This is a genomic window from Megasphaera sp. SW808 (genome assembly GCF_012027795.1).
Lineage (GTDB): Bacteria > Bacillota > Negativicutes > Veillonellales > Megasphaeraceae > Megasphaera > Megasphaera stantonii.
Genome location: NZ_SJOT01000025.1, coordinates 18,921 through 40,886 on the forward strand (window position 1 = coordinate 18,921; position 21,966 = coordinate 40,886).

19 protein-coding genes are annotated in these 21,966 nt (G+C 51.7%); 6 read left to right on the forward strand and 13 right to left on the reverse strand.

Annotation, left to right across the window (positions count from 1 at the left end):
- Positions 1-3 precede the first annotated feature (3 nt).
- Entirely contained in the window at positions 4-1,452 is a 1,449-nt protein-coding gene (locus tag E0L13_RS09280) for a potassium transporter TrkG (protein WP_168061983.1), read from the reverse strand.
- Between the two features lies 1 nt (position 1,453).
- A complete protein-coding gene (gene trkA, locus E0L13_RS09285; RefSeq protein WP_168061985.1) occupies positions 1,454-2,800 on the reverse strand; it encodes a Trk system potassium transporter TrkA in 1,347 nt (448 codons plus the stop codon).
- A gap of 248 nt (positions 2,801-3,048) precedes the next feature.
- Between trkA and E0L13_RS09290 the strand changes: the two genes are divergently transcribed.
- The gene (locus tag E0L13_RS09290; protein ID WP_087477024.1) at positions 3,049-4,599 is read left to right on the forward strand and encodes a polysaccharide biosynthesis protein; all 1,551 of its coding nucleotides are present in this window, start codon (positions 3,049-3,051) and stop codon (positions 4,597-4,599) included.
- Positions 4,600-4,666: 67 nt separating this feature from the next.
- Here E0L13_RS09290 and E0L13_RS09295 read toward each other — a convergent pair whose 3' ends face one another.
- Positions 4,667-5,248 (reverse strand): PepSY domain-containing protein, encoded by a 582-nt coding sequence (locus E0L13_RS09295; protein ID WP_168061987.1) that lies wholly within the window; start codon positions 5,246-5,248, stop codon positions 4,667-4,669.
- Positions 5,249-5,549: 301 nt separating this feature from the next.
- Between E0L13_RS09295 and E0L13_RS09300 the strand changes: the two genes are divergently transcribed.
- Genes E0L13_RS09300 through dprA form a run of 3 tightly spaced genes read left to right on the forward strand, consistent with a single transcriptional unit; the run spans position 5,550 to position 8,556 of the window.
- Complete coding sequence (locus E0L13_RS09300; protein ID WP_168061989.1) at positions 5,550-5,915, forward strand: YraN family protein; 366 nt, start codon at positions 5,550-5,552, stop codon at positions 5,913-5,915.
- Positions 5,916-5,924: 9 nt separating this feature from the next.
- The gene (locus E0L13_RS09305) at positions 5,925-7,445 is read left to right on the forward strand and encodes a YifB family Mg chelatase-like AAA ATPase (protein ID WP_168061991.1); all 1,521 of its coding nucleotides are present in this window, start codon (positions 5,925-5,927) and stop codon (positions 7,443-7,445) included.
- 4 nt (positions 7,446-7,449) lie between these two features.
- On the forward strand, positions 7,450-8,556 hold the full coding sequence (dprA, locus tag E0L13_RS09310) for a DNA-processing protein DprA (RefSeq protein ID WP_206081609.1): 1,107 nt from the start codon (positions 7,450-7,452) through the stop codon (positions 8,554-8,556).
- A gap of 3 nt (positions 8,557-8,559) precedes the next feature.
- Here dprA and E0L13_RS09315 read toward each other — a convergent pair whose 3' ends face one another.
- The 6 genes from E0L13_RS09315 to E0L13_RS09340 all read right to left on the reverse strand — a co-directional run bounded on the left by E0L13_RS09315 (position 8,560) and on the right by E0L13_RS09340 (position 13,752).
- Positions 8,560-9,261: a response regulator transcription factor gene (locus tag E0L13_RS09315; RefSeq protein WP_168061993.1), complete on the reverse strand. Its 702-nt coding sequence runs from the start codon at positions 9,259-9,261 to the stop codon at positions 8,560-8,562.
- A 1-nt stretch (position 9,262) separates the two neighbouring features.
- On the reverse strand, positions 9,263-10,747 hold the full coding sequence (locus E0L13_RS09320; RefSeq protein WP_240924712.1) for a HAMP domain-containing sensor histidine kinase: 1,485 nt from the start codon (positions 10,745-10,747) through the stop codon (positions 9,263-9,265).
- Positions 10,748-10,905: 158 nt separating this feature from the next.
- Entirely contained in the window at positions 10,906-11,499 is a 594-nt protein-coding gene (locus E0L13_RS09325) for a sugar O-acetyltransferase (protein ID WP_168061997.1), read from the reverse strand.
- A 21-nt stretch (positions 11,500-11,520) separates the two neighbouring features.
- Positions 11,521-12,372: a polysaccharide deacetylase family protein gene (locus E0L13_RS09330; RefSeq protein WP_168061999.1), complete on the reverse strand. Its 852-nt coding sequence runs from the start codon at positions 12,370-12,372 to the stop codon at positions 11,521-11,523.
- Between the two features lie 193 nt (positions 12,373-12,565).
- A complete protein-coding gene (locus E0L13_RS09335) occupies positions 12,566-13,342 on the reverse strand; it encodes a HesA/MoeB/ThiF family protein (protein WP_087478467.1) in 777 nt (258 codons plus the stop codon).
- Positions 13,343-13,362: 20 nt separating this feature from the next.
- On the reverse strand, positions 13,363-13,752 hold the full coding sequence (locus E0L13_RS09340; RefSeq protein WP_087478466.1) for an ASCH domain-containing protein: 390 nt from the start codon (positions 13,750-13,752) through the stop codon (positions 13,363-13,365).
- Between the two features lie 406 nt (positions 13,753-14,158).
- Between E0L13_RS09340 and E0L13_RS09345 the strand changes: the two genes are divergently transcribed.
- Together E0L13_RS09345 and E0L13_RS09350 are read left to right on the forward strand one after the other, a co-directional pair.
- Entirely contained in the window at positions 14,159-14,302 is a 144-nt protein-coding gene (locus E0L13_RS09345; protein ID WP_162860319.1) for a hypothetical protein, read from the forward strand.
- Positions 14,299-14,700 (forward strand): type II toxin-antitoxin system death-on-curing family toxin, encoded by a 402-nt coding sequence (locus tag E0L13_RS09350; protein WP_095628666.1) that lies wholly within the window; start codon positions 14,299-14,301, stop codon positions 14,698-14,700. Before E0L13_RS09345 ends, E0L13_RS09350 begins: the two co-directional genes overlap by 4 nt.
- Positions 14,701-14,933: 233 nt before the next feature.
- Here the strand turns inward: E0L13_RS09350 and E0L13_RS09355 are convergent, their stop codons facing one another.
- From E0L13_RS09355 to E0L13_RS09375, 4 genes are all read right to left on the reverse strand, one after another.
- The gene (locus E0L13_RS09355) at positions 14,934-15,515 is read right to left on the reverse strand and encodes a sigma-70 family RNA polymerase sigma factor (protein WP_168062001.1); all 582 of its coding nucleotides are present in this window, start codon (positions 15,513-15,515) and stop codon (positions 14,934-14,936) included.
- Positions 15,516-15,639: 124 nt separating this feature from the next.
- Complete coding sequence (locus E0L13_RS11890) at positions 15,640-19,272, reverse strand: ESPR-type extended signal peptide-containing protein (RefSeq protein ID WP_240924713.1); 3,633 nt, start codon at positions 19,270-19,272, stop codon at positions 15,640-15,642.
- Positions 19,273-19,988: 716 nt separating this feature from the next.
- A complete protein-coding gene (gene terL, locus E0L13_RS09370; protein WP_168062005.1) occupies positions 19,989-21,683 on the reverse strand; it encodes a phage terminase large subunit in 1,695 nt (564 codons plus the stop codon).
- Positions 21,673-21,912, reverse strand: coding sequence for a hypothetical protein (locus E0L13_RS09375; protein ID WP_168062007.1), 240 nt, complete (start codon positions 21,910-21,912; stop codon positions 21,673-21,675). Before E0L13_RS09375 ends, terL begins: the two co-directional genes overlap by 11 nt.
- Positions 21,913-21,966 lie beyond the last annotated feature (54 nt).

A 21,966-nucleotide genomic window follows, 5' to 3' on the forward strand; every position in this document is an offset into this window, starting at 1 on the left:
CTCCTACCAACGGCGCTTAAAGGCCTGGGCCGCCGTCTGCAGCACGATGAGGAATGAAAAGATTTCTAATCTTCCTAAAATCATCAAAAAGGCGCAGTAAGCTTTCAGCCATGCCGGTTCCGCAGAAAATTCGACGATGCCGAATAAGTGGGCCGTCGCGCCGGCACTGGTCAGGCAGCCCGCCGCTACCCCCATGGACTGCAGGGGCGTCATGCCCGACAAGGAAATGATAATTGTCGATACGAAAAATACAGCCATGAATAAGAAAAAATAGCTGAGAACCCGGCTGATAATCTTCATATCGACGGGAACGCCGCTGACTTTTAAACTGATAACCATACGCGGATGAAGGAGATGGCGCATTTCCTGCGCCGCAATCTTAAACAGCACGATAAACCGCATGACCCGCAGGCCGCCCGTCGCCGAGCCGATACAGCCGCCGACGAAGACGATGAGCAATAAGATAAATTTATCAAAATCAGGCCAGGCCGAAACGTCGGCCGTAATAAAACCGCTCGTACTATAAAAGGAAAGGACGTGGAAAAATCCCAGTCGCAGGCTGTCTGCCCCGTCGTACACGCCCATCTTCCACAAGTGAAAGGACACGAGCAGCGCCGTCCCCAGCAAGATGCCCAGAAAGACGCGGAGCTCTGTGTCCCGAAAAGCCGATTTCAAATCCCGCCGTTCAAAGCTTTTCCAATACAGCAGGAAATTGCCGCAGGCCAACAGCATGGAAAAGGCGCAGGCCCATTCCAGGGCAGGATTGCCGCCGGACATGAAGGAAAATGGCGCGTCGCCGCTCGTCGATATGCTGCGAAAAGCGCTTGTGCAGGCGTCGAACAAAGACAGACCGGCCAGTAAATAGGCTAGGACAGACAGGACCGTAATGGCCGCGTATATCTTCCCTACCTGGCGGGCCGCAATATCCATACGCCCCAGCATGGGGCTGAAGCTGATGCTCTGATGTACCGACAAGGTCAGGCCGAAGCAGCCGCTGACCTGCGGAATAATCGTCACCATCAGCAGGATAAAGTTTAAGCCTCCCAGCCATTCCATCAGACCGTGCCACAAGACCAGAGAACGAGGTACATTGCCGGCCAGCCCGGCAACACAGGACAAGCCGACAGTCGTATATGCCGAAATGCTTTCAAAAAACGCATCGGCTACGGACAGAGTACCGGAAAACAAATACGGCAGCATACCGACAGCTCCCAGCATGATCCATACGAGAACCATGTACCAAGCGCCTCCAGCAACGCCCAGCTGCTTGCTGTGGCAGCGTCCGATTCCCATCATCAGCCCGCCTAAGGCCAGCGTAATCGCCAGGGAAGGACCGAAATACAAGTAGGCCGGCTCTCCCCAGGAAAAGGAACACAGCAGAGGAATGAAAAAGGCCAGGCCGTTCAGGATTGCCATCCTTCCCAAGAGGAAGAAAAACAAATACATGTGCATCTCAATCCCTGCCTTTGAAATATTTCATAACTTCCTTCGAATGTGTCGTTTGTATGAACAAAATAACCCGGTCGCCGGCCATCAGCGCCGATTGGCCGTTTGGAATAAAGGCGTCTTCTCCGCGCACGTAAGCACATACCAGGCATTCCCTGGGCAGCCGGACGTCCATAAGGCGTTTGCCGGCTACAGGAGCGCCGTCCTGAACGATGACTTCGACAGCTTCGGCTTTAGCCCCCTCCAAGAGGGAAACAGACACGACGCCGCCGCGGCGGACAAAAGCCAATACTTCGCTGGCCGACAAAAGGCGCGTAGACAATACGATGTCGACGCCGACCTTTTCCATCAAATCCGTATATTCAGCCCGCGATACGCGGACAATTGTCTTTTTTGCGCCGAAATGCTTGGCAATCAGGGCCAGCATGAGGTTCAGGCGGTCGTCATCTGTAATGCATACGACGACGTCTGCTTCGGCAATCCCTTCCTGTTCCAGCAGGTTTAAATCCGTGCCGTCGCCGCAGATAGCAATACCGTTGTCCATTTTCTCAGCGGCCAGCAGGCACCGCTCCCTGTTTTTATCGAAAAGCTTGACCTGCACGCCCTGCTTGTCCAGCATAGGAGCGAGAAAGCGTCCTGTCCGGCCAGCGCCGATGATGATGGCCCGCTCTACCCGCTTCGTGTCGCTCTGCACAAAATTCACGCTGAATTTCTCGATCGCCTTGGGGTCGCCGATAAAATACGCGTTGTCATGAGGCAGAAGCTGGTCATCGCCGTGAGGGATAATCATGCGGTGGTCCCGGAAAATCATGCCGACCAGTATAGACGGCGGAATTTCCAGATCCTTGAAGGGAATATTGACCAAGGGAGAACGGCGCCGCACTTTGGTTTCAAACAAGCGCACCTTGCCGTTGGCAAAATCCTCTACGTTCAGCGCCGCCGGCGTCATGATGATGCGGTTGATTTCCTGAGCTGTAATCAGCTCCGGATTCAGCATCAAATCGATATCAAAGTTTTCTTTTAAATAATCTTTTGCTTCCGATAAAAACTGCATATCCCGGATACGGGCCGCTGTATAGGCAATGCCGTGCTTCTTCGCCAGAATACAAGCTACCATATTGACTTCGTCGATAGCCGTCGCCGCGACGAGGACGTCCGAGCCTTGTATGTCGGGATTGTTCATCGTAATCGGGCTGGCGCCGTTGGCATGGACAGTCAGGACGTCTAAGGTATTTTTGACGACTTCCAGCCGCTCCTCATCGTGGTCTACGACGACGACGTCGAACTGCTCGTTTGACAACAGCTCGGCAATGCTGTATCCCAGCTTGCCGGCGCCTACAACTACTATGCGCATATGCTCACCTCTGTATCGTAAAAATGCTCATGCTGCTTTGATTATAGCAGCACATTAGGCAGTGTATGTTATACTGCATTCACTGTCTACGCTACTATATCATAAAAGCACTGCCGTGGCTAGAAGCGAACAGACAATCGCCGGAAATTTTACATGGATAAGCCTGTATCTCTAGCAACAACAGGCTAAATATGATAAAATTAGTTGTTTGTTATATCATGTAAAAATTATGAAACAAGAGGGTTATCATGGCTAATAAGTTCGTATCGGGGACCTTGATTCTGACGCTTTCCGGCTTTGTCGTCAAAGCCATCGGCAGCATCAACTGGATTATCTTATCCCGTATTCTCGGCGGCGAAGGCATTGGCATTTACCAAATGGCCTTCCCTATTTATCTGCTGGCACTGGACGTATCCAGCGCCGGCCTCCCTATCGCCATTTCCATCATTACGGCGGAAAAGGTAGCGAAGCAGGACTATCTCGGGGCACAGCGCATCTTCCGCGTGTCCTTGTCCATGCTGTGCACGACGGCTTTATTTCTCAGCATCCTCATGTTCTTCGGCGCGGAGTTCCTCATCGACGAACAGATCATCCGTGAAAGCCGTGCCTATTATTCGCTCATCGCCTTAGCGCCGGCTATCTTCTTCACGACGGTCATTGCCGGATACCGCGGGTATTTGCAGGGCTGGCAGCAAATGACTCCGACAGCCCTATCCCAAATCGTAGAGCAGCTGGTCCGCGTCGTCGTCATGCTCGGCTTTGCGGCCCTGCTCCTGCCTTACGGCCTCGACTACGCCGCAGGCGGCGCCAGCTTGGGCGCGGGCGCAGGCGGTCTGGCAGCCTGGCTCGTCTTAATTTATTACTATTATAAGCTGAAGCGCTCCCTGCCCTCGGACGGCCCTGTATATCCGAAGGAAGACATCCGGCATATTTTAAAGCGCCTCGTCGTCCTGGCCGTGCCCATCTCCTTATCGAGCATCATGCTTCCCGTCGTGTCGAACCTGGATTTGCTCATCGTTCCCCGCCGTCTGGAAGTCGCAGGATACGCTACGGCCCAGGCGACGGAATTGTTCGGCTATCTGACGGGCATGTCCGTGCCCCTCATCAACTTGGCGACAATTTTGACGGCGGCCATGGCCATGAGCCTCGTGCCGGCCATCAGCCACAGCTTTACGCTGAAAAATTTCGACGAAATATACGAGCGCACGGCCAGCGCCATGCGCATCTCCTTTCTCGTGACGATTCCCTTCAGCGTCATGCTTTACGTCATGGCCGAGCCCGTCGTCACCTTTATTTACAACGCGCCGGCTGCGACGGATGCGACGAGAGCCGTTGCCATCGCCATTTGCTTCCTCGGCCTGCACCAAATCACCACGGCCATCCTGCAGGGCTTAAAGAAGCCTAAGATTCCGGTCATCAACATGGCCGTAGCCTGCGTGGCCAAGGTGGCCTGCAACTGGTTCTTAGTCGCCATTCCGGCCTTCGGCATTACCGGCGCCTCCTATGCGACTGTAGCCGACATCGGCGTCGCCGCCGCCCTGAACCTTTTTTTCATCTACCGCCATACGGGCTATATCATTCACGCCAATATCATCGTGAAAAACGTCGTTTCTGCCGCGATTATGGGCGTCATCATGTATTTCGTCTACGATTTCCTCTATCTGCACATCGGCCTGTTCCTCAGCCTGTTCCTGACCTGCCTGCTAGGCTCGGCAATTTACATCGGCCTCATGGCCCTGACCGGAGGCGTAACAAGAGAGGATGCCGCAAAGATGCCCTTCATCGGCCGGTTCTTTTAAACATCATATCGCAAAAAAATCTATCGCCGCGGACATGACGCCGCAGCGATAGATTTTTTTGTTTTTATTACAATTCGTCAAAAATAGAATAGGATTCAACTTCGCTTTCCAAGACTTCGCCCGTAATGGCGTTGATTTCCAATTCATATCCTAAGTCGTCGCCGTTGCACTCGATTTCATAGATAGGCAGGAAAAATTCTTCCTGCCGCGTCCAGCCGTCGTGCTGTCCCGGCGTCGTCTGCGCAGCCTGTCCCTGTCCGTTTCCTTGGGCAGGAGCTGCTGCAGCCGGTCTTACGTCGCGCGGCTGGCGGTCGCGGCGCGCGTTCCGATAGTTGCCGTCGTCCCATTTATTTTCCAGAGAAATTTCCCGGAACCGCAAATCCCCTACATCCTTGCCAACAGCCTGGGCGGCGATCGCCTTGATGTCCTCGACGCCGATGAGCTGCACGTTGCGCTGCGCCGCCTGATATTCTACCATGCGCGTCTGGGCCTGCTGGATCTGGGCCTTCCGTTCCGCCTTCTGCTGGTGGTAATACCACGCGCCGCCGCCTGCGACTATTACGCAGACCACTACTAAAACTGCGCCGAGTTTCAGACGGCGCGGCGTAAATATCCGTTTCAGCCAGTTCGTATATCCCTTTTGTTCCATGTCATGTTCCTCCTCATATATCTATCGTAGTATACCGAATTATATGCATTGCTGATTACATATACAGTATAGACAATAAATCTAAACAATCGCTTAAGAAAGCAAAAAAATAGTGTTAATCTTTGCTTTCCCCTTTTTTTACAGCAAAGCGGCCTCATCCATCGGCCTGAATTTTAATGAAAATTTAATGAACTAACTTGATTTTTGCGTTTTTTTCATCTAATTTTCATGTAATTCTCCATTTGTTCTAATGTTCCTTTCGTATACTGCCGATAGATACCTCGTCAAAGGAGTGGATATCATGTCAGACGCCTCGTTGGGAAAGGCCGGCGAAGAAGCCGCCGCCAAATACCTCCGCCATACGCTGGGCTATACGGTCCTCAACCAAAATTACCGCAACCGCCTGGGAGAAATAGACATTATCGCCCAAGACGGCGACACCCTCGTCTTCGTCGAAGTAAAAACGCGCCGGTCGCAGCAGTGCGGCAGGCCGGCCGAAGCCGTAGAAAACCGCAAGCAGCGAAAGCTGTCCCTTGTCGCCCTGTCCTATATGACGCGGCGTCAGTGCTGGCACATGCCCTGCCGCTTCGACGTCGTCGAAGTCGTCCCTTCGCCACAGGGATTTCACCTTCATCATATACGCCACGCCTTTTTGAGCCAGGCATAGGAGACGCCCATGTTTTCACGTACGTACGGAGCCACCGTATTCGGGCTTCACGGCAATATCATAACGGTCGAGACGGACATTTCCAACGGCCTTCCGGCTTTTGAAATCGTAGGACTGGCGGCGACGTCCGTCAAAGAATCGAAGGAGCGGGTCCGCTCGGCTATCAAGAACAGCGGCTATGAATTTCCCATGCGGCGCATTACGGTTAATTTAGCGCCGGCCGATTTGAAAAAAGACAGCGCCGGCCTCGACGCGGCCATCGCCGCCGGCATCATGGTGTCGAGCGGCCAAATTCCGGCCGAGCTGTGCCGCCAAACCCTGTTCATCGGCGAATTGGCCTTAGACGGGACGATCCGCCCCGTCGCAGGCATCCTGTCCATGGTGCTGCAGGGCGCTGAAGAAGGCTTTCACACCTGCTTCGTCAGCAAGAAAAACGCCGCCGAAGCGCTGCTGTGCCGCGCCATGACGGTCTATGCCGTCGAGTCCTTGTCGGACATTATTTCCCATTTGCTGGGCCTTGTCCGCCTCTCTCCGGCCGTGGCCGGAGACGTGTTTACAGACCGGCCGGATTACCGCGTCGATTTTTCAGAGGTCCAAGGACAGTTTACGGCCAAGCGGGCCCTGGAAATCGCCGCGGCCGGCGGCCACAACGTCCTGCTCATCGGCCCGCCCGGTTCCGGCAAGACCATGCTGGCCAAGAGGATTCCTACGATTCTGCCGCCCATGAGCCTGCGCGAATCGCTGGAGGTGACGAAGATATACAGCGTAGCTGGCCTGTTTCAGCAGTCGAAAATGCTGGCACAGCGGCCCTTCCGCAGTCCTCACCACACGATTTCCACGGCAGGACTCATCGGCGGCGGCACGATTCCCAAGCCCGGCGAAGTGACCCTAAGCCACAACGGCGTCCTGTTTCTCGACGAGCTGCCCGAGTTTCCCCGTTCCGTATTGGAAGTGCTGCGTCAGCCCTTGGAGGATTTCGTCGTCCACATTTCCCGGGTCAATGCCTCCCTGTCCTATCCGGCCCGCTTCATCCTCATCGCCGCCATGAATCCCTGTCCCTGCGGCTTTTTCGGCAGCTCCGAGTCGAATTCCTGTACCTGCACGACCGGCGAAATCCGCCGATACGTCCGCAAAATATCGGGCCCTCTCCTGGACCGCATCGACCTGCACGTCGCCGTAGACCGCCCCAAATACCAGGAATTGATTACTACGATACCTCAGGAGTCGTCCGAAGCGATCCGCAGCCGCGTCCTGGCCGCCCGAGAAAGGCAGGAACGGCGGCTCCAACCGTACGGCCTGTCCTGCAACGCCCACATGGGCCATCGGGAAATCAAAGAAACGTGCCGTCTATCAAGCAGCGCCCAGGACCTGCTGCAGACCGTGTTCGACACGATGAAGCTGAGCGCCCGCAGCTGCGACCGCATCGTCAAAGCAGCCCGGACGATTGCCGACTTAAACGGGGACGAACACATACGAAGTGAACACGTTGCCGAAGCAGTGAGCTACCGCAATACATTACAAAGGGTGTGACGCCATGACAATACAGGACATAGAAAAGGAACGGCTCTATACGGCAGCCCTCGCCTCCCTGCCCGGGCTGGGCTCCCGCCGCATCGGAGCCCTGATCGGCCGGTTCGGCTCTGCCGCAGCCGCCTGGGACGCTTCGGCCGCCGACTGGCAAGACGCGGGCATACCGGAAACCGTCGGTACGGCGCTGACGGAAGCTCGGTCCCGCTACGACTGGGACGAGCAGCTCCGCCTGCTGTCCCGATATCATACGAAGCTCATCGCCTTGTGGGAAGACGACTATCCCCAGCTTCTCCGCGAAACGTATAATCCGCCGCCTATACTGTACTATCAGGGAGCGCTGCCGCAGTTTCCCAAAGCCGCCGCCATCGTCGGCGCCCGCAAGGCCACGCCGTACGGCAGGAACGCCGCCCAGACCCTGGCGGAACAAATGGCCCGCAGCGGCATCGCCGTTGTCAGCGGCGGGGCTCGCGGCATTGATACCAAAGCCCATCTAGGGGCCTTAGCCGGCAAAGGGATTACCTGCGCCGTCGTCGCCAACGGCCTGGACATGGCCTATCCGCCGGAGAACAAGGCCTTATTTGCGGATATCATAGAAAAAGGCGGCTCCGTCGTCAGCGAATACGCCTTCGGAGTCCGCCCTTTGGCGATGAATTTCCCGGCCCGCAACCGCATCATCGCCGGCCTGTGCCGCTGCGTCGTCGTGACCGAGGCGGCCTTGCGCAGCGGCTCCCTCATTACGGCTGATTTTGCCCTCGAAGAAGGGCGGGACGTCTTCGCCGTCCCCGGCAGCATTTATTCAGAAATGAGCAAGGGGACGAACGCCCTCCTGCGCAAGGGAGCCATCGCCCTGACGGGTATTGAAGACATCCTGTCCGAGTATGGCTGGTACGCAGAAGAAGGGGAACAAAGCGCCCTGCCATTTGCCCTCACGCTGTTGGAAGAAGCTGTATTGGAAGCCCTGTCCTGCGACCAGCCCATGTCCCAGGACGAGCTGGTCGTCAAAACGAAGCTGCCGCCGTCCCAACTGAGTCCCCTGTTGCTGAAGCTGCAGCTGTACGGCCTCATTGAAGAAACAGGCAGCACGTCGTATGTCAAAAAGCCCGTGCAGTAGCTCTTATCCTTCGGCAAAGCGGTAGCCTGCGCCCCATACGGTTTCAATGTAGATGGGCTGCGTCGGATCAGGCTCTATCTTTTCACGGATGCGGTTGATATGAACCATGACCGTCGCCGTATCGCCGGCCGCATCCAGCCCCCAAACCCGGTCAAAAATCCGCTCGCGGCTGAACACGATGCCCGGATGCTTAGCTAAAAAGGCCAGCAGCTCGAATTCCCTGTTGGTCAAAAAGGCTTCCTTGCCCTGGGAAAAGACGCGGTGCTTTTTTAAATGGATTTCCAGCTCGCCGACCTTGAGGACGTCTTCGTCCTTCGGCGCGGCGCCGGCGCGGCTCGTCAGCCGTTCATAGCGGCTGATATGGGCCTTGACCCGGGCTACCAGTTCGCTGGGGCTGAAAGGCTTGCTGATATAGTCGTCAGCTCCCAGCCCCAGGCCCCGGATCTTGTCGATATCTTCCCGTTTGGCCGACACCAGGAGAATGGGCACGTCCTTCTGCGCCCGTATTTCCCGGCAGACCTGAAAGCCGTCCATGCGCGGCAGCATGATATCCAATAAAATTAAATTATATTCATCGGCCAACGCTTTTTCTAGGCCGGTTACGCCGTCTTCGGCTATATCGACTTCAAAATCGTTCGCTTCCAAGTAATCCCGCTCTAACTCCGTAATTTCCTTATTGTCTTCAATGATCAAAATGCGCTTCATGTTACTCCTCCTTTGCAATGGGCAGGCGCATGGAAATCGTCAGGCCGCCGCCTTTCGTTTCCTCTGCCCAAATCGAGCCGTGCAGCGATTCGATAATCTGCTTGGCAATCGCTAGTCCCAGGCCGCTGCCCTTCTTTACGTCCGTACGGGCCGCGTCGGTGCGGTAAAAGCTGTCGAACAATTTCGGCAAGCTTTCAGCAGGCACGCCGACGCCGTGGTCGACAAAGGAAACGACGACGTACTCACCTTCCTCGGCAATGACGATGTCTACGTCGGCCTGGGGCGTCGTCTTATATTTTACGCAGTTCGTCAGCAGGTTTTCCACGACCCGCCGGAATTGGTTCCTGTCTATGGCCACGGCCGCCGTGCTCTGATGTCCCCGGAGCGTCAGCGTCACGCCCTGTTCGGCCAGCGTCATAGCCGTCTCGCCGATGACGTCTTCAAAATACCGGTATATCGGCACGACTTCCAGCGAAAAGGGAATCCGTCCCAGGTCCAGCTTGGAAAACAGGAACAGGCTGTCTACGAGCCGCTCCATGGCGCAGGCCGTGTCATAAATTTTATCAATATACTGGCGCTGCTTTTCCGGCGTCCGGGCAATGCCCTCGCGAATACCGCTGGCATAGCCCTTCAGCAGCGTAAGAGGCGTCGCCAAATCATGCGAAATACCGGCGATAAGTTCCTTGCGGTTCTGCTCATACTTTTGCCGCTCTTCCCGCACCTTCCGCAGCTCCTTGCGCATGTCGTCAAAATCGCGGCACGCCTGGCCCAATTCATCCTGCGCCGGCACGACGAGGGGATATTCGAGGTTCCCTTTTTGAATTTCCGCCGCTGCCCTCCGCAGTTCTGCCAGCGGCTCGATAATCTGCCGCGACAGGAGGCGCGACAGGTACAGTCCCAGCCAGATGATGACGATGATGGAGAGGATGAGGACTGCAAACAATACAATTTCCAGCACATCCTCCAAGGCGTCGTCGGCATCGTACGACGTGACGAAGGGCATCTGTCCGGCCGCCCATATGACCGTGTCGCGGCGGGGCGAAGAATAAATAAAGGCAAAGTCCTCGTTATTCCACGACATGGCCGAGGCGGCGTTTCCGCACTGCTTCTGGACCAAATACCGTATATCGTCTTCATCAGCCCCGTCAGTGATATACAGCAGGCGGCCGTCGGCGACGATGACGGTCTGTATGCCGTGCTTTTCCAAAATCAGGCATTCTTCAAACACGTCTTCCAGCTTCAGCGACTCTTCGCTCTCTACCTTCATGCGCAGGGAGCTCACGGCATAGGAAATCGACATGGACGATCCCTTTTCCGGCCACAGCAGGGCCAGCTCGCTCTGCCGCACCGTGCCGGTAAACTGCAGCCCGGCAAAGATAACTCCCCCTAAAATCGTCAGCCACACGACGGGAATGAATACCATGAGGAAATTCGTCAGCATCATCCGTTTCCGCAGCGAAATATCCCGTATCTTCAGCAAAATCATCCCTCCCCATGTATCGATACGTTTTCATTTTATATTATACTCTACATTCTTTAAATATTTCTAAAATTTATAAAAAGATTCCTCCAGCAACAGGCAAAAACACCTGACATGGCCTAACAGACCGATATCAGGTGTTTTTATATTTCCGTATATATTTGTCAGATGCCTCCAGCGCCGTACAAGGCGGCGTCGGCCGCGGTAATCGGACGAACAGGCCGGCAGGGATTGCCGACAGCGACGACATTGTCGGGAATATCGTGAACGACGACGCTGCCGCCGCCGATGACGACGTTGCTGCCGATCGTCACGCCAGGCATGACCTGCACGCCTGCCCCGATCCACACGTCGTGTCCTACCGTAATGGGATAGGCGTATTCCAGCCCTTGATTCCGCAGCCCTGCGTCGATGGGATGGCCGGCCGTATAAAAGCCGCAGTTCGGCGCGATAAAGACATTATCGCCGAATACGACCTTATTGGCGTCCAGGATCACGCAGTTGTGGTTGGCAAAAAAATGGTCGCCGATTTCGATATTATACCCGTAGTCGCACCAAAAGGGCGGCAATATCGAAAAGGAAGCCCCAGTCTTTCCCAATAAGGACCGCAGGATGCGTTTCTGCTCCGCCGCTTCCGACGGACGCAGCTGGTTAAAGGTATAGCATAAGTCCTTTGCCCTCATCCGTTCTGCCAGCAGTTCTTCGTCATAATTGGCGTCATACAGCATCCGGCGGAGCATCTTCTCTTTTTCCGTCATCGTCTTCCCGTCTCTCCTTTGCTACGGCTCGGGAACAAAGACCGCCAAGGACCTCGTCGCTTCCCTGGCTTCCAGCCCTTTATGCAGGCGCCACAGCCACGAGCTCAATGTACTGAAATTCAGGCGGAAATAGAAATGGCCGAAGCTGTCGGGCCCTTCAAAAAAGGGAACCCGGGCCAAATCGAAGTGGTCGTCCCAGGGAAAATCCCGCCCCGTTTCTACAGTAAAGCCGTACTCATACCCGGCCGCCCGCGTCTCTTCCATGACCATGTCGTCAAACTCCCCTTCGGGAAAGGCGATATACTTGCAGGGCTTCTGCAAATGGGATTCTATGGCCGCCTTGGATTCCCGCAGCTCCGTCCGCACGCCCTGGCGGTCAAAGCTGGTCAAGGGCTTGTGACTCATCGTATGGGAGCCGAATTCCATGCCGTTCCGCCCCATTTCCTGTACCTGGGCCCACGTCAGATATCCCGGCGTCTCCATCAAATCGACGATGAGAAAAACCGTCCCCGTAAGGCCGTATTTCTTCATGATAGGATAGGCATGCTCATAGTTGTCGACATACCCGTCGTCAAAGGTAATCATGACCGGACGGTCGGGCAGGCTGCCCTCGCCGCGCATATAGGCGGCAAACTGGTCCTGCGTAATCGCATGATAATCGTGGTCGTGAAGGTACTTCATCTGTTCTTCAAAATCTGCCGGCGTCATCGTCAGCACCGTTTGAAATTTGTCGTTTACCTGATGATAATTCAAAACAGGAACGCCGGTCAGCAAATAATTTGTCGAGCCGAAAAACCAAAACAACCCTATGCCTGCTACCAGGACGGCCCCGGTCAGCGCCAGGCCGGCAAGCCAAGATACGATTTTTTTCATCGCCACGATCTCCCTTGATGCGTACTCTAATCATTGCCTAATAGAATAGCACATTTGACCTGATGACGCAAGAATAGAATCCAGAACAGCGCAGCCCTTGCGTCTTCCCTTCCCAACGGCTGCCAACGGCAGAAATTCCATGTCTTCGCCTATCACTCCTGTGAAAAGGAAATTTTCTTCGCAACATCAGCCGCTACAGCGCCGTAATCGTCGGATGATCCCCACAGACGGCGCAGTCTGGATTCTGCGGAAAAGGCACCTTGCGGAAGGTCATGGTCAGGGCGTCGTAGGTCAGGAGCGTCCCCGTCAGCAATTCGCCGACGCCGGTAATATACTTAATCGCTTCCGTCGCCTGTATCGTCCCGATCGTGCCGGCCGCAGCGCCCAATATACCGACGTCCTTCGCCGTCGGCACGTCGCCGGGAGCCGGCTCTTCCTCGAAGATGCAGCGATAGCACGGCCCCTGGCCCGGCACGTAGGTTAGGACCTGCCCGTGATACGCCACGACGCCGGCGTGGGAAAAGGGCTTCTGCAGCAGGACGCAGGCGTCGTTGATGAGGAACTTAGCCGAGAAATTATCCGTCCCGTCGATGATGAAATCGTAATCCTTATCGTTGATAATGTCGGCAATATTGCTCCGCGTCGCCTCTTCGCAGTACGGCACGACTGTCACGCCGCCGTTCAGCTCCTGCAGCCGCCGCTGCGCTGACAAGGCTTTCTCCGTGCCGACAGCCTGTTCTGAATGGAGAATCTGCCGCTGCAAATTAGACACATCGACGACGTCGCCGTCGACAATCCCCAACGTCCCCACACCGGCCGCCGCCAAATACAAGGCAATAGGCGACCCCAGCCCGCCGGCGCCGATGAGCAATACCTTGCTTTCCCATAATTTCCGTTGTCCTTCTTCGCCGATACCGGCCAAAGCCATATTGCGGGCGTATCTATCCCGTTGTTCCACTGTCAGTTTCATATAAACTATCCTTCCAGCTTTTATTCCACATCGCGGCATATCCCCTCATCTATCCAAAGAGAATAGGCCGTATCAAAATCAATAAAATGGTCTGTCCCCGTTTCATACAACACGGTGATTTTCTCATCCGGTACGTCAAATAAATGGATTTTTCCCTTTACAGGAAACGGAGCGATCGGCACGACCTCTGGATCAAAATGCCACGCATACTTTCGATTTCCGCCCGTAATATGTACTAAATTGACAATGCATAAGGCATACCCTCTGGGAAATTGAGGCCCGTCATTATATTGCGAAGCACAAATTAACAGCAGCCCTCTGTAAGGTGTACTCCATGACCGATATTCAATATGCTTTTCGCCTGCAGCAATCAGTGTCGCATAATACGGATGCAGCGATAAGGCTTTCATGTCTCTCATCTCCCCGTTCCTTCGCCATACACATACCATTATCGCAACTAGGCCTATATTACTTGATATTATACCATACCCTTAGGGGAACGCCATGACAAAATCTATGGAACCAGCCATCAGCGTCAGCATTTTGTTCTTGAATATTCCTCTTTCAACCATCATTTTTCCAAATTCTCGCTTCTTTTTCTTGCATAATACACAAGGTTTCTTATCTATAAGATACCACGACGTCAACCGCTAATTACCCATGATATGCAAGTTATCTTCTTCATTATTCTCTTCCATTATGTACAAATTTATTGTAATATGACATTATAATATGCTAAAAGAAGGTTTCAATGGAGCGTTCTGAATTTAATAAACTATTCGAAATCAGTGAAAGTACAGTAAAACGAGGAGCATTATGATGAATGTACAACAAACTAAACAAGAAAAGAAAATACTTACTAGCCAGACCAGCCAGGAAATTAAAGAAAAAATCCGCAAGGCATCTGAACTGATGATGCAGCGGAATTACCAAGCATATAAGGATTTGGAAAACAAATGAGTACTGAAAAAGATACAATCGCAATCATTCTAGACGATGTATTGGCTTTTCATAAACAAATGGAAAAAAACTTTGTCATGGATAAAGGCATTCATGACATGGGACTATTAGAATCTGCTGTCAGCACGCCGTTTCAAACATTCGGCGGTCAGGAATTATATCCCTCTCTTCTAGATAAAGCAGCCCGTCTTTGTTATGGTCTGGCGAAAAATCATCCTTTCCGCGACGGCAACAAACGTTCTGCGGTTCACAGTATGTTGGTCTTTCTGTACATCAATGAGATAGAATTAGAGTATACCCAGCTTGAACTTGAAGAAATGATTATCGCTGTCGCTGATAATCGCATGTCTAGCGATGAATTAAAAGATTGGATTGAAAAAAGAATACAAAAGAAATAATCATCAATTGCCGTCGTGAACGATCATCCGGCAGCTTAAAGTGATTATGACCTACAGCGGAGCTCATAAATTACGTTGCAGATGTATTGAGAGGTAATCCCCTATGGATGATGCAATCGAAAATATCAAGATGTAGGTTTGACGAAATCGCTCACGATGTGAGCGATTTTTTCGTAAATGAATGTACAATCTAAGTGCAACATCTGAAATAAAAAATTAACACATGCACCACCCTATTCCACATCGCAGCCGTATATGCCCTCATGAAACTTGACCATAGCCGCTTTTGTCAGCTTATGAGCCTGCGACAGGGACAGTCCGCAGCGTTTGGCTACGTCGTGATAGGTCAGGTCTTGCTGGCAGCGCAGGCGGAGAAATCGTTGTTCTTCTTCCGTCAGGCTGTTCAGGCATTTGCGCACCAGCTCCCGTACTTCGGACAACACGGCCTGCCGGTGCGGGTCCTGCTCGTCGCCGCCCGTCAAGCCTAAGGCTTCGGCGCTCTCGTCTATATGAAGGGCCGTCTCTACCGATTCCATATATGCCTTAAACCGCCGGCTTTCTCTTTTAAACACCCGGTCTACAGCCCTACGAAAGGCCTTGTGAGCTTCGTCGCCGCAAGTTACGTCGAAGGCATGGACGCATTCCAAAATTGCCAGCTGGGCCACCGACACGGCCTCGTCCAGCGAATCGTAGCAATATCGGTGCCGCCGGGCATATTTGCAAATCAAGGGCCGGAACTGCTGCAATATCAGCAATACCGCCTCTTCCTCGCCTTTCTGAGCGCGTTCTATCCATTGGCACACGGTTTGATTCATGGGAAGTTCCTCCTTTAAATGAATAAAATGATAGTAAAAAACGAGCCGAGGTTTCCCCCGACTCGTTTTTCTTCCTTGCGTCAGCTGCACGGCAGCTATACGCAAAGTTCCCCTCTGTATGAAATTAGTTAGCCCGTACCCGTTCAATCGTCGGGTTGCCGTCTTTGTCCTTCGCCACCGTCGCGATGTGGAAGAACTGTAATTCCGGCTTAAATTCTTCTACCAGACGAGCGTCTACTTCTGCGCCGGCCTGAATGGCGTTGTAGACGATCTGGGCAAATTCATAGCGGGTCATCGTGCGGTCGCCCTTGAATTCGCCGTCAGGATAGCCCTTGACGAGGCCGCTCTTTGCCATGGCTTCCACAGCTTCATAAGCCCAGTGGTTTTCCGGCACGTCCGGGAACATAGACGAATCCGTTTCGGTCTGTACGCCGACTAATGCGTTGACCATGGCCGTCAATTTCTGGATCTGGGCGTCCTGCTTGGCTACGATATCGCGCATGGACTTGATTTCCTTAGCCATAGCGACGCGGGACGTCGTAACATTACTGGAGCCTGCGCCGATCTTCAAGGATACGCCGGCGTTGACCATGTTTTCACCGCCGCCCATGGAACCGCCAACGCTGAACATGACGTCTTCATTGGGACGATAGTACGCGCCGACTGCCACAGCGTTCGCGCCGCGGTAATTGCCGTAGCCTGCGGCAAAGTCCCACTTCGCATCCGGGTCGAAATCAAGGGGATGCAAGGCCGCTAAAGCCGCTGCACCAGCGCCAACGCGGTCGATGCGGTTATCCAGCTTGTTAATCGAGCCGTTCAATACTTGAATGTTCTGGTAGTTATTCACTGCCAAATCGTTTACGGCACTGAGCTGTCGAACATTAACAGCATCATTAGGTGCTTTGCCATCTGCTACATTGTGAATCTGCGTGTACTGCTGGTTGCCTTCAGCATCTTTGTAGCCGAGAGAAATACTTCCCTTATTAACCGTAGTACCATCTTCATTGTAATCGTATTGGACAGCTGCTTCCGTAGCTTTCTGGAGCTGCGCTTCTGTTGCCGCAATGTCAGACTGGCTGTAGTCGTTCGTCGCATCCCAAGTAAGATTGCCAAGACCAGAGACAACATTGGTTCCTGCTTCATTCTTACCCATGGTGATGCCGCCAGTTGTGCTGAAAGAACCTGCGCCGATATTGCCGCTTGCGGAGAGCGTGCCTTCACTGCCCTTAAATTCAATACTGCCAGCCTGTCCATCTTTACCGCCTAATTTAAAGTCATCTGCCAATGACACTTCATATTCATGCTTAGCAATATTCCCCTCGTCGTCTTTTACACCATTATCGGTAACGACAATGCCATTGCCATTTGTAACCGTCGTATGGTTCTTCCCTGCATCTGTCGCTGCCTGAGTTGCCTCGGTAATTGCCGCATCCAAATCCCTCACTGCACCCGTGAGGTTAGTTGTAGTATCTTTGATATGTGTCGCTCCTTCGAAATTGGCGTCTCCGACTTTATCATTCATATTGAGAACGGCATCTACAACAGTCGTAGGCGTACCATCTGTATTCTTCAAATCAGTATTTTCAAACCTGCCAACGTCGCCAAGATCCGACGCTTCGGCCATATTAGCGATGGTTACGGTTTCACTTACAGTTTCTCCAGACTCATTTTTTCCTTCTACTTTCAAATTAACCTTATTATCTGTAACTTTGTAACCAAGTTCTGGCTGTTCTTCCGTCCCACCAATGACGTCTTTACCGTTGACCAAGTGCATATCGCTGTCGGCCACGCTTTGTTTAATAGTGCTTACCGTATCATTCAGCAAATCAACGTTAACTGCCGCACTGCCAATATAGTGTTCTTTATCTGCCCTGTTCGTTACAGCATACGCTACGTTCGTCAGTGTTACGCCGCCACTCGCCGTTTGCGTTTCCAAATCATAGACGTACTTGTTATCTTTTTTTCCAAGGGTAATAGAACCATAGTTGTACGATTCGCCATCCTTGTCGTACATGACTGCGCCTTCCAGCGTCTTGCCCATGTCATCCAGTGCACTCTTGCTAGCTACATCGGCAATGGTTACGGCATACTTGCTATTTGCGTCCGTCCCATCTTGAACAGCCAGTTCTACCGTACCGTCTTCATTGACTTTATAGCCATATACCGGCTGTTCTTCCGTACCACCGATGACATCCGTTCCTTGGATTAGACGGTAATCCTTGCTGTTCAACTTACCATCATCCGTGAAATACAAGTTGCCGTTTTGTACGATGTCAACCGATACGCCACTATCGTCTACGACAATGCCTTGTCCTGCTTTTACCTGTAATTTCTTAGTGCCGTCTACATCTGCAGTTTTCGCAAATTCGAGGCCGCTTCCGGCATTCACGGAAATAGCGTTTTTATCTGAAATCGCAATGCCATCGCTCGCCGAATACGTCTTCCCAGCAGGGATATTATAAGTATTGCCGTTGATAGTTAATGTTTCAAGGGAAGTCGTAGGAGAGGTAACCTCCTTTTTATTGGCTTCGACTTTTGAGCCAGCGTTTACGGTAAACGGTTGACTACCATTAGCTTGGAATTGAACGGCTACATCCTCTCCGTCTGTACCGCCGGTACTAATAATTGAAAGTGTACCCTTTACTTTTGGTTTGTCTTTGGAATATGTTCCTGATTCCGTATCATATTTACCTTGTCTCAATAAATCAATGGAACCGCCATTGCCATTTTGAGCGGCAGTAGATACTACTTTTTCAATGTCGTTACCGGCAGCTAATTTTATACTATCTCCCACATTTTTCATAGCTTGGTCAAAATTAGCTTTTGTCAATGTGAGTGGCGTATTGAGATCTTCTATTTCTGCCGACCATGTACTATAGTAAGTACCATTCTTGTCTGTAGCTGTTGTTAATAATTCATTGTTTTTGCCAAAAACTGTGCCTGTATAAACTTCATCATTCTCAACAACAAATACACCGGCTTTACCGTCAATTACATACACATTTTGCAGAGCAACGTCTCTACCTTTATATTGATACAAATTTTTAGCGTCGTTCCATTCTACTGTTTTAAAATTCTGCGAATAGGACAATTTCTTATCTTTTGTAAAAAACTCAGCCCCACTTGTTACCCCTGCGCTTGGAGAATTAACTGCCCCACCGAATTTACCTGCACTAGTATCTATTAGGCTTTGCCCCACTAAAGTTTTATACTCACTGGAAGTACCTAATATTTGAGTAGACGTTAATAACCCATCATCTGCATTAAAGGGAGCATCCGAGTTTTTATATGCGCTTATTTGTAAATTATTACTGGTATTGTCATGGCGTTCACCATACTTCGCCTCAACAGTATATCCATCACGCACGAAAAATTCTGCTGTCACCTCTTTACCATTTTCCATATATGTTAACTTTTGCTTAACATATGCAGGAGCGTTAAACCCACTATTGCCGTATAAATAATAATATTTATCATTTTTCTCTCTAACAACCATACTGTCATACTGTTTTTTATCACTTGGAACTTTAATTGCTATATATTGACTCGGATTCGTGGAGTCTGCTGCAGCAAAAACTTGTTGTATTGGCAATACTCCGAATACAGCTATCGCTCCGCAAACCGCTAGCGCCGCAATCCGGCTGCGCATACTCTTGCTCGCCGCGCTGCTCCGTTTTCCATCCCGATGAGCCAGCTCGGACACGACGACGTACTGATGCTTTACTTTACTCCATATTACTTTATAGATCCGGTTCATTTCCTTGATACTTCTAAAATACGCCGTTTTTACGGTTTTAGGTGCTTATTAGTGCTTATAGTATAATGGCCGTGTCAAGCTGATGCTTGAGGTACTTGTACAGACCATCACGATGAATGCGCCACCGCTTGCCAATCTGGAAGGCTTGCAGGTGTCCGTCACGGCACAATTCATAGACACCCGTGAGAGGTATTCCAGTCAGCTCGGACACTTCTCTGGGGGAAAACATGATACGGTCAGACCATCGGTTACTAGAGGTGTCGAGGAAGGTCTTAGGGTCTAAAGAAACAGGAGAATAGGGATTACGTTTTGGTCTTCTTGCCATGAGTAGTCATTCCTTTCGTTAATTAAAATAATCAGTAGTAATAAGGAACCAGTAATAAGAAAAGAACCAGCAGCTACTAACAATCAGTCATCAGTCAGTAGTTACTGGTTCTCTTTGGTTACTGGTTATTTGTTTTATATTGGGAGAGAAGAAGAATCAGGAGTAATAAGTAAGGAGAAGTAATCAGGAGTAAGACCGTAAGGGTATGTCAAGGAAAGGCTATCATATTATAACTATCCTTGTACTCCCCTTCGGGGACAGTCAAGGAATAATTATATATGTATACAACCGTCTTAGCCTTCCTTATATACTCTTATATAGTTTTACTCGGCTTTCTTCATATCATGTGACAATTAGAATTTGTCATATTCATGTGACAATTAAATTTCTCCTACCTTTTCAGGCTCTCCAATCTTGCATATCTAGTATCATCTTTTGCATATTTATCAATTACACTCACATTCATCCATCTGTCCAGTTCTTCCTCGGAGATTTCCGTAATCTTCTCAGACTCGTTTATATCCATGTTCTCCAAGAAATGAGCGACACCGATGGCTACCGCTTCCAGCCGGTCATCATGGGCCAAGGCCCCCTTATCCCGGCATAGCCGTGTCATCTGGTAAATCAGCGAGTAGTTGTAGTCCTGTTGGAATACCTTATAGTCTGCTTCGATGACAGGGCGATTGACAATCAGCTTATGCCGCATCATAACCGGCTCTAACGTGTCAATGATACGCAGCTCCTTCTGTCCCCTGTTCTTGACCGGCTCAATGCCGCAGGGATGTATTTTCGTAAACACAGGAGTCATGAGCTTCGTGAACATGCCGTCACCATAGTTGTCTTCGGGGACAATCAAATCGACATTCCAGAACTTTGCACGGTTGGCAAGCTGGGTCAGAACAATATCGCTGTACCCTTCCTTGAATCCCCCGACATCCATCAGGAACAAGTAGCCATTCAGATACTTTAGTACGGCATAGGAGGTCTCATCCTTCCCTCGGCCTGACGGGTCAATCGCCATGATAGTGTAGTCATACGGCAGCGTCTCTGCACTCCGAGACAACTCCGCATAGAAGAAGTCACCAGTCAGGGCCGTACAAGGGATGTCTTTGATGAGCTGGTCACGGCCATTCGCCCACGCCCATTTGACGCTGGTTTCATACAGGTCAAGGGGTGTAACGATCAAGTCAGCCACTTTGAGCGGATATTTCTCAGCATCAGACAAGCGAGTATTGAGCATGAATTGCAGGGCAAAGCCTGCCTTACCGTATGACAACTCTCGCTTCGTGATTTCCAGCTCGTCAAACCGCTGGGGGTCTGTCGGCTGTCCGGCAAGCGCAGGATTCGCCTTGAGCTTGTCATAGATGAAGGGAGCTAGGGTGTCTTGGTAATGGTCTTCGCATTCCTCTAATGGGGGGTAACGAACAGGCCAGACACGAGCCTTGTACCCTCTATCCTGCAAGGTGTTGTACAGGGAGCTTTCTGTCTGCGGCGTTCCTAGATAAATAATCTGGCCACCGGGCTTTAAGATAGCATCAAACTCTTTAACGGCTTCGGATAGCTTATCCCGTTGTGCCTGCGTTGCGGAGTTCTTGGGTATCTCCACGTCGTCAGCAATCAGTAAGTCAGCACGAGTCCCCGTAATCTGGCCGGTGATACCAATAGACTTCACGCTGGGGGAAATATCCGGCACGGCTCCCCCAACGTCGAAGATGTTCTGGGTGTCTAACTGATTCTTACTGGCTTTCATTTCAGCCAGGAAATCTATGGTCTGGATAATACGCTTGATGAAGCGAGCATTTGCGTCGGCACGATCGCCGGAAGCGGAGACAATCAAGACCTTATCCTGTCGTTGCTTCCAAAGTGTCCAGACAACAAAAGCACAAGTCAGGAAGGACTTTGCCACCCCACGGAAGCCCTCAATGATGATGCGGTCTGTCGGGGGGTGCTGCAAATAATTTGCGATGTCCAGCTGTACCGGCGTAGGGGCCGGAAGACCAATCTCATGCCAGACAATATAGACGAACGCCCAGAAGTTCTCGTAGGCGTTCTTGATGTCGCTCTGGCTCCATTCCTTACGCTTCATCGACTAACTCCATGAAGGTGGGAATATGGGAGACATCACGCTTGATTTCCTTGACACCCTTGGTCTCTGGTGTCGTGAGGAAATTGTTGTCTTTTAAGAACTGACGCACTTTAGCGAGGAAAGCCGGATTAGCCCGAAGCTCTGGGTCTTGCAAGCCTTCCATAAGGGCCTTTGCTTCTTCGGTTGCCAGTGCGTCAATGACTTCCTGCGGTACGTGAATTTCAGCCATTTTGCATCATCTCCTTTCTATCAACAGCACCAATAAGCGGAGAGCAGCCTAAAC

Bases quoted from the DNA above. Each gene is read 5' to 3' on its own strand.
- E0L13_RS11890 (WP_240924713.1), bottom strand. From the start codon at position 19,272: ATGAACCGGATCTATAAAGTAATATGGAGTAAAGTAAAGCATCAGTAC.
- E0L13_RS09340 (WP_087478466.1), bottom strand. From the start codon at position 13,752: ATGAAAGCCTTATCGCTGCATCCGTATTATGCGACACTGATTGCTGCA.
- E0L13_RS09350 (WP_095628666.1), top strand. From the start codon at position 14,299: ATGAGTACTGAAAAAGATACAATCGCAATCATTCTAGACGATGTATTG.
- E0L13_RS09335 (WP_087478467.1), bottom strand. From the start codon at position 13,342: ATGAAACTGACAGTGGAACAACGGGATAGATACGCCCGCAATATGGCT.
- E0L13_RS09345 (WP_162860319.1), top strand. From the start codon at position 14,159: ATGATGAATGTACAACAAACTAAACAAGAAAAGAAAATACTTACTAGC.
- E0L13_RS09290 (WP_087477024.1), top strand. From the start codon at position 3,049: ATGGCTAATAAGTTCGTATCGGGGACCTTGATTCTGACGCTTTCCGGC.
- trkA (WP_168061985.1), bottom strand. From the start codon at position 2,800: ATGCGCATAGTAGTTGTAGGCGCCGGCAAGCTGGGATACAGCATTGCC.
- E0L13_RS09375 (WP_168062007.1), bottom strand. From the start codon at position 21,912: ATGGCTGAAATTCACGTACCGCAGGAAGTCATTGACGCACTGGCAACC.
- E0L13_RS09300 (WP_168061989.1), top strand. From the start codon at position 5,550: ATGTCAGACGCCTCGTTGGGAAAGGCCGGCGAAGAAGCCGCCGCCAAA.
- dprA (WP_206081609.1), top strand. From the start codon at position 7,450: ATGACAATACAGGACATAGAAAAGGAACGGCTCTATACGGCAGCCCTC.
- E0L13_RS09330 (WP_168061999.1), bottom strand. From the start codon at position 12,372: ATGAAAAAAATCGTATCTTGGCTTGCCGGCCTGGCGCTGACCGGGGCC.
- E0L13_RS09315 (WP_168061993.1), bottom strand. From the start codon at position 9,261: ATGAAGCGCATTTTGATCATTGAAGACAATAAGGAAATTACGGAGTTA.
- E0L13_RS09325 (WP_168061997.1), bottom strand. From the start codon at position 11,499: ATGACGGAAAAAGAGAAGATGCTCCGCCGGATGCTGTATGACGCCAAT.
- E0L13_RS09320 (WP_240924712.1), bottom strand. From the start codon at position 10,747: ATGATTTTGCTGAAGATACGGGATATTTCGCTGCGGAAACGGATGATG.
- E0L13_RS09295 (WP_168061987.1), bottom strand. From the start codon at position 5,248: ATGGAACAAAAGGGATATACGAACTGGCTGAAACGGATATTTACGCCG.
- E0L13_RS09355 (WP_168062001.1), bottom strand. From the start codon at position 15,515: ATGAATCAAACCGTGTGCCAATGGATAGAACGCGCTCAGAAAGGCGAG.
- E0L13_RS09280 (WP_168061983.1), bottom strand. From the start codon at position 1,452: ATGCACATGTATTTGTTTTTCTTCCTCTTGGGAAGGATGGCAATCCTG.
- terL (WP_168062005.1), bottom strand. From the start codon at position 21,683: ATGAAGCGTAAGGAATGGAGCCAGAGCGACATCAAGAACGCCTACGAG.
- E0L13_RS09305 (WP_168061991.1), top strand. From the start codon at position 5,925: ATGTTTTCACGTACGTACGGAGCCACCGTATTCGGGCTTCACGGCAAT.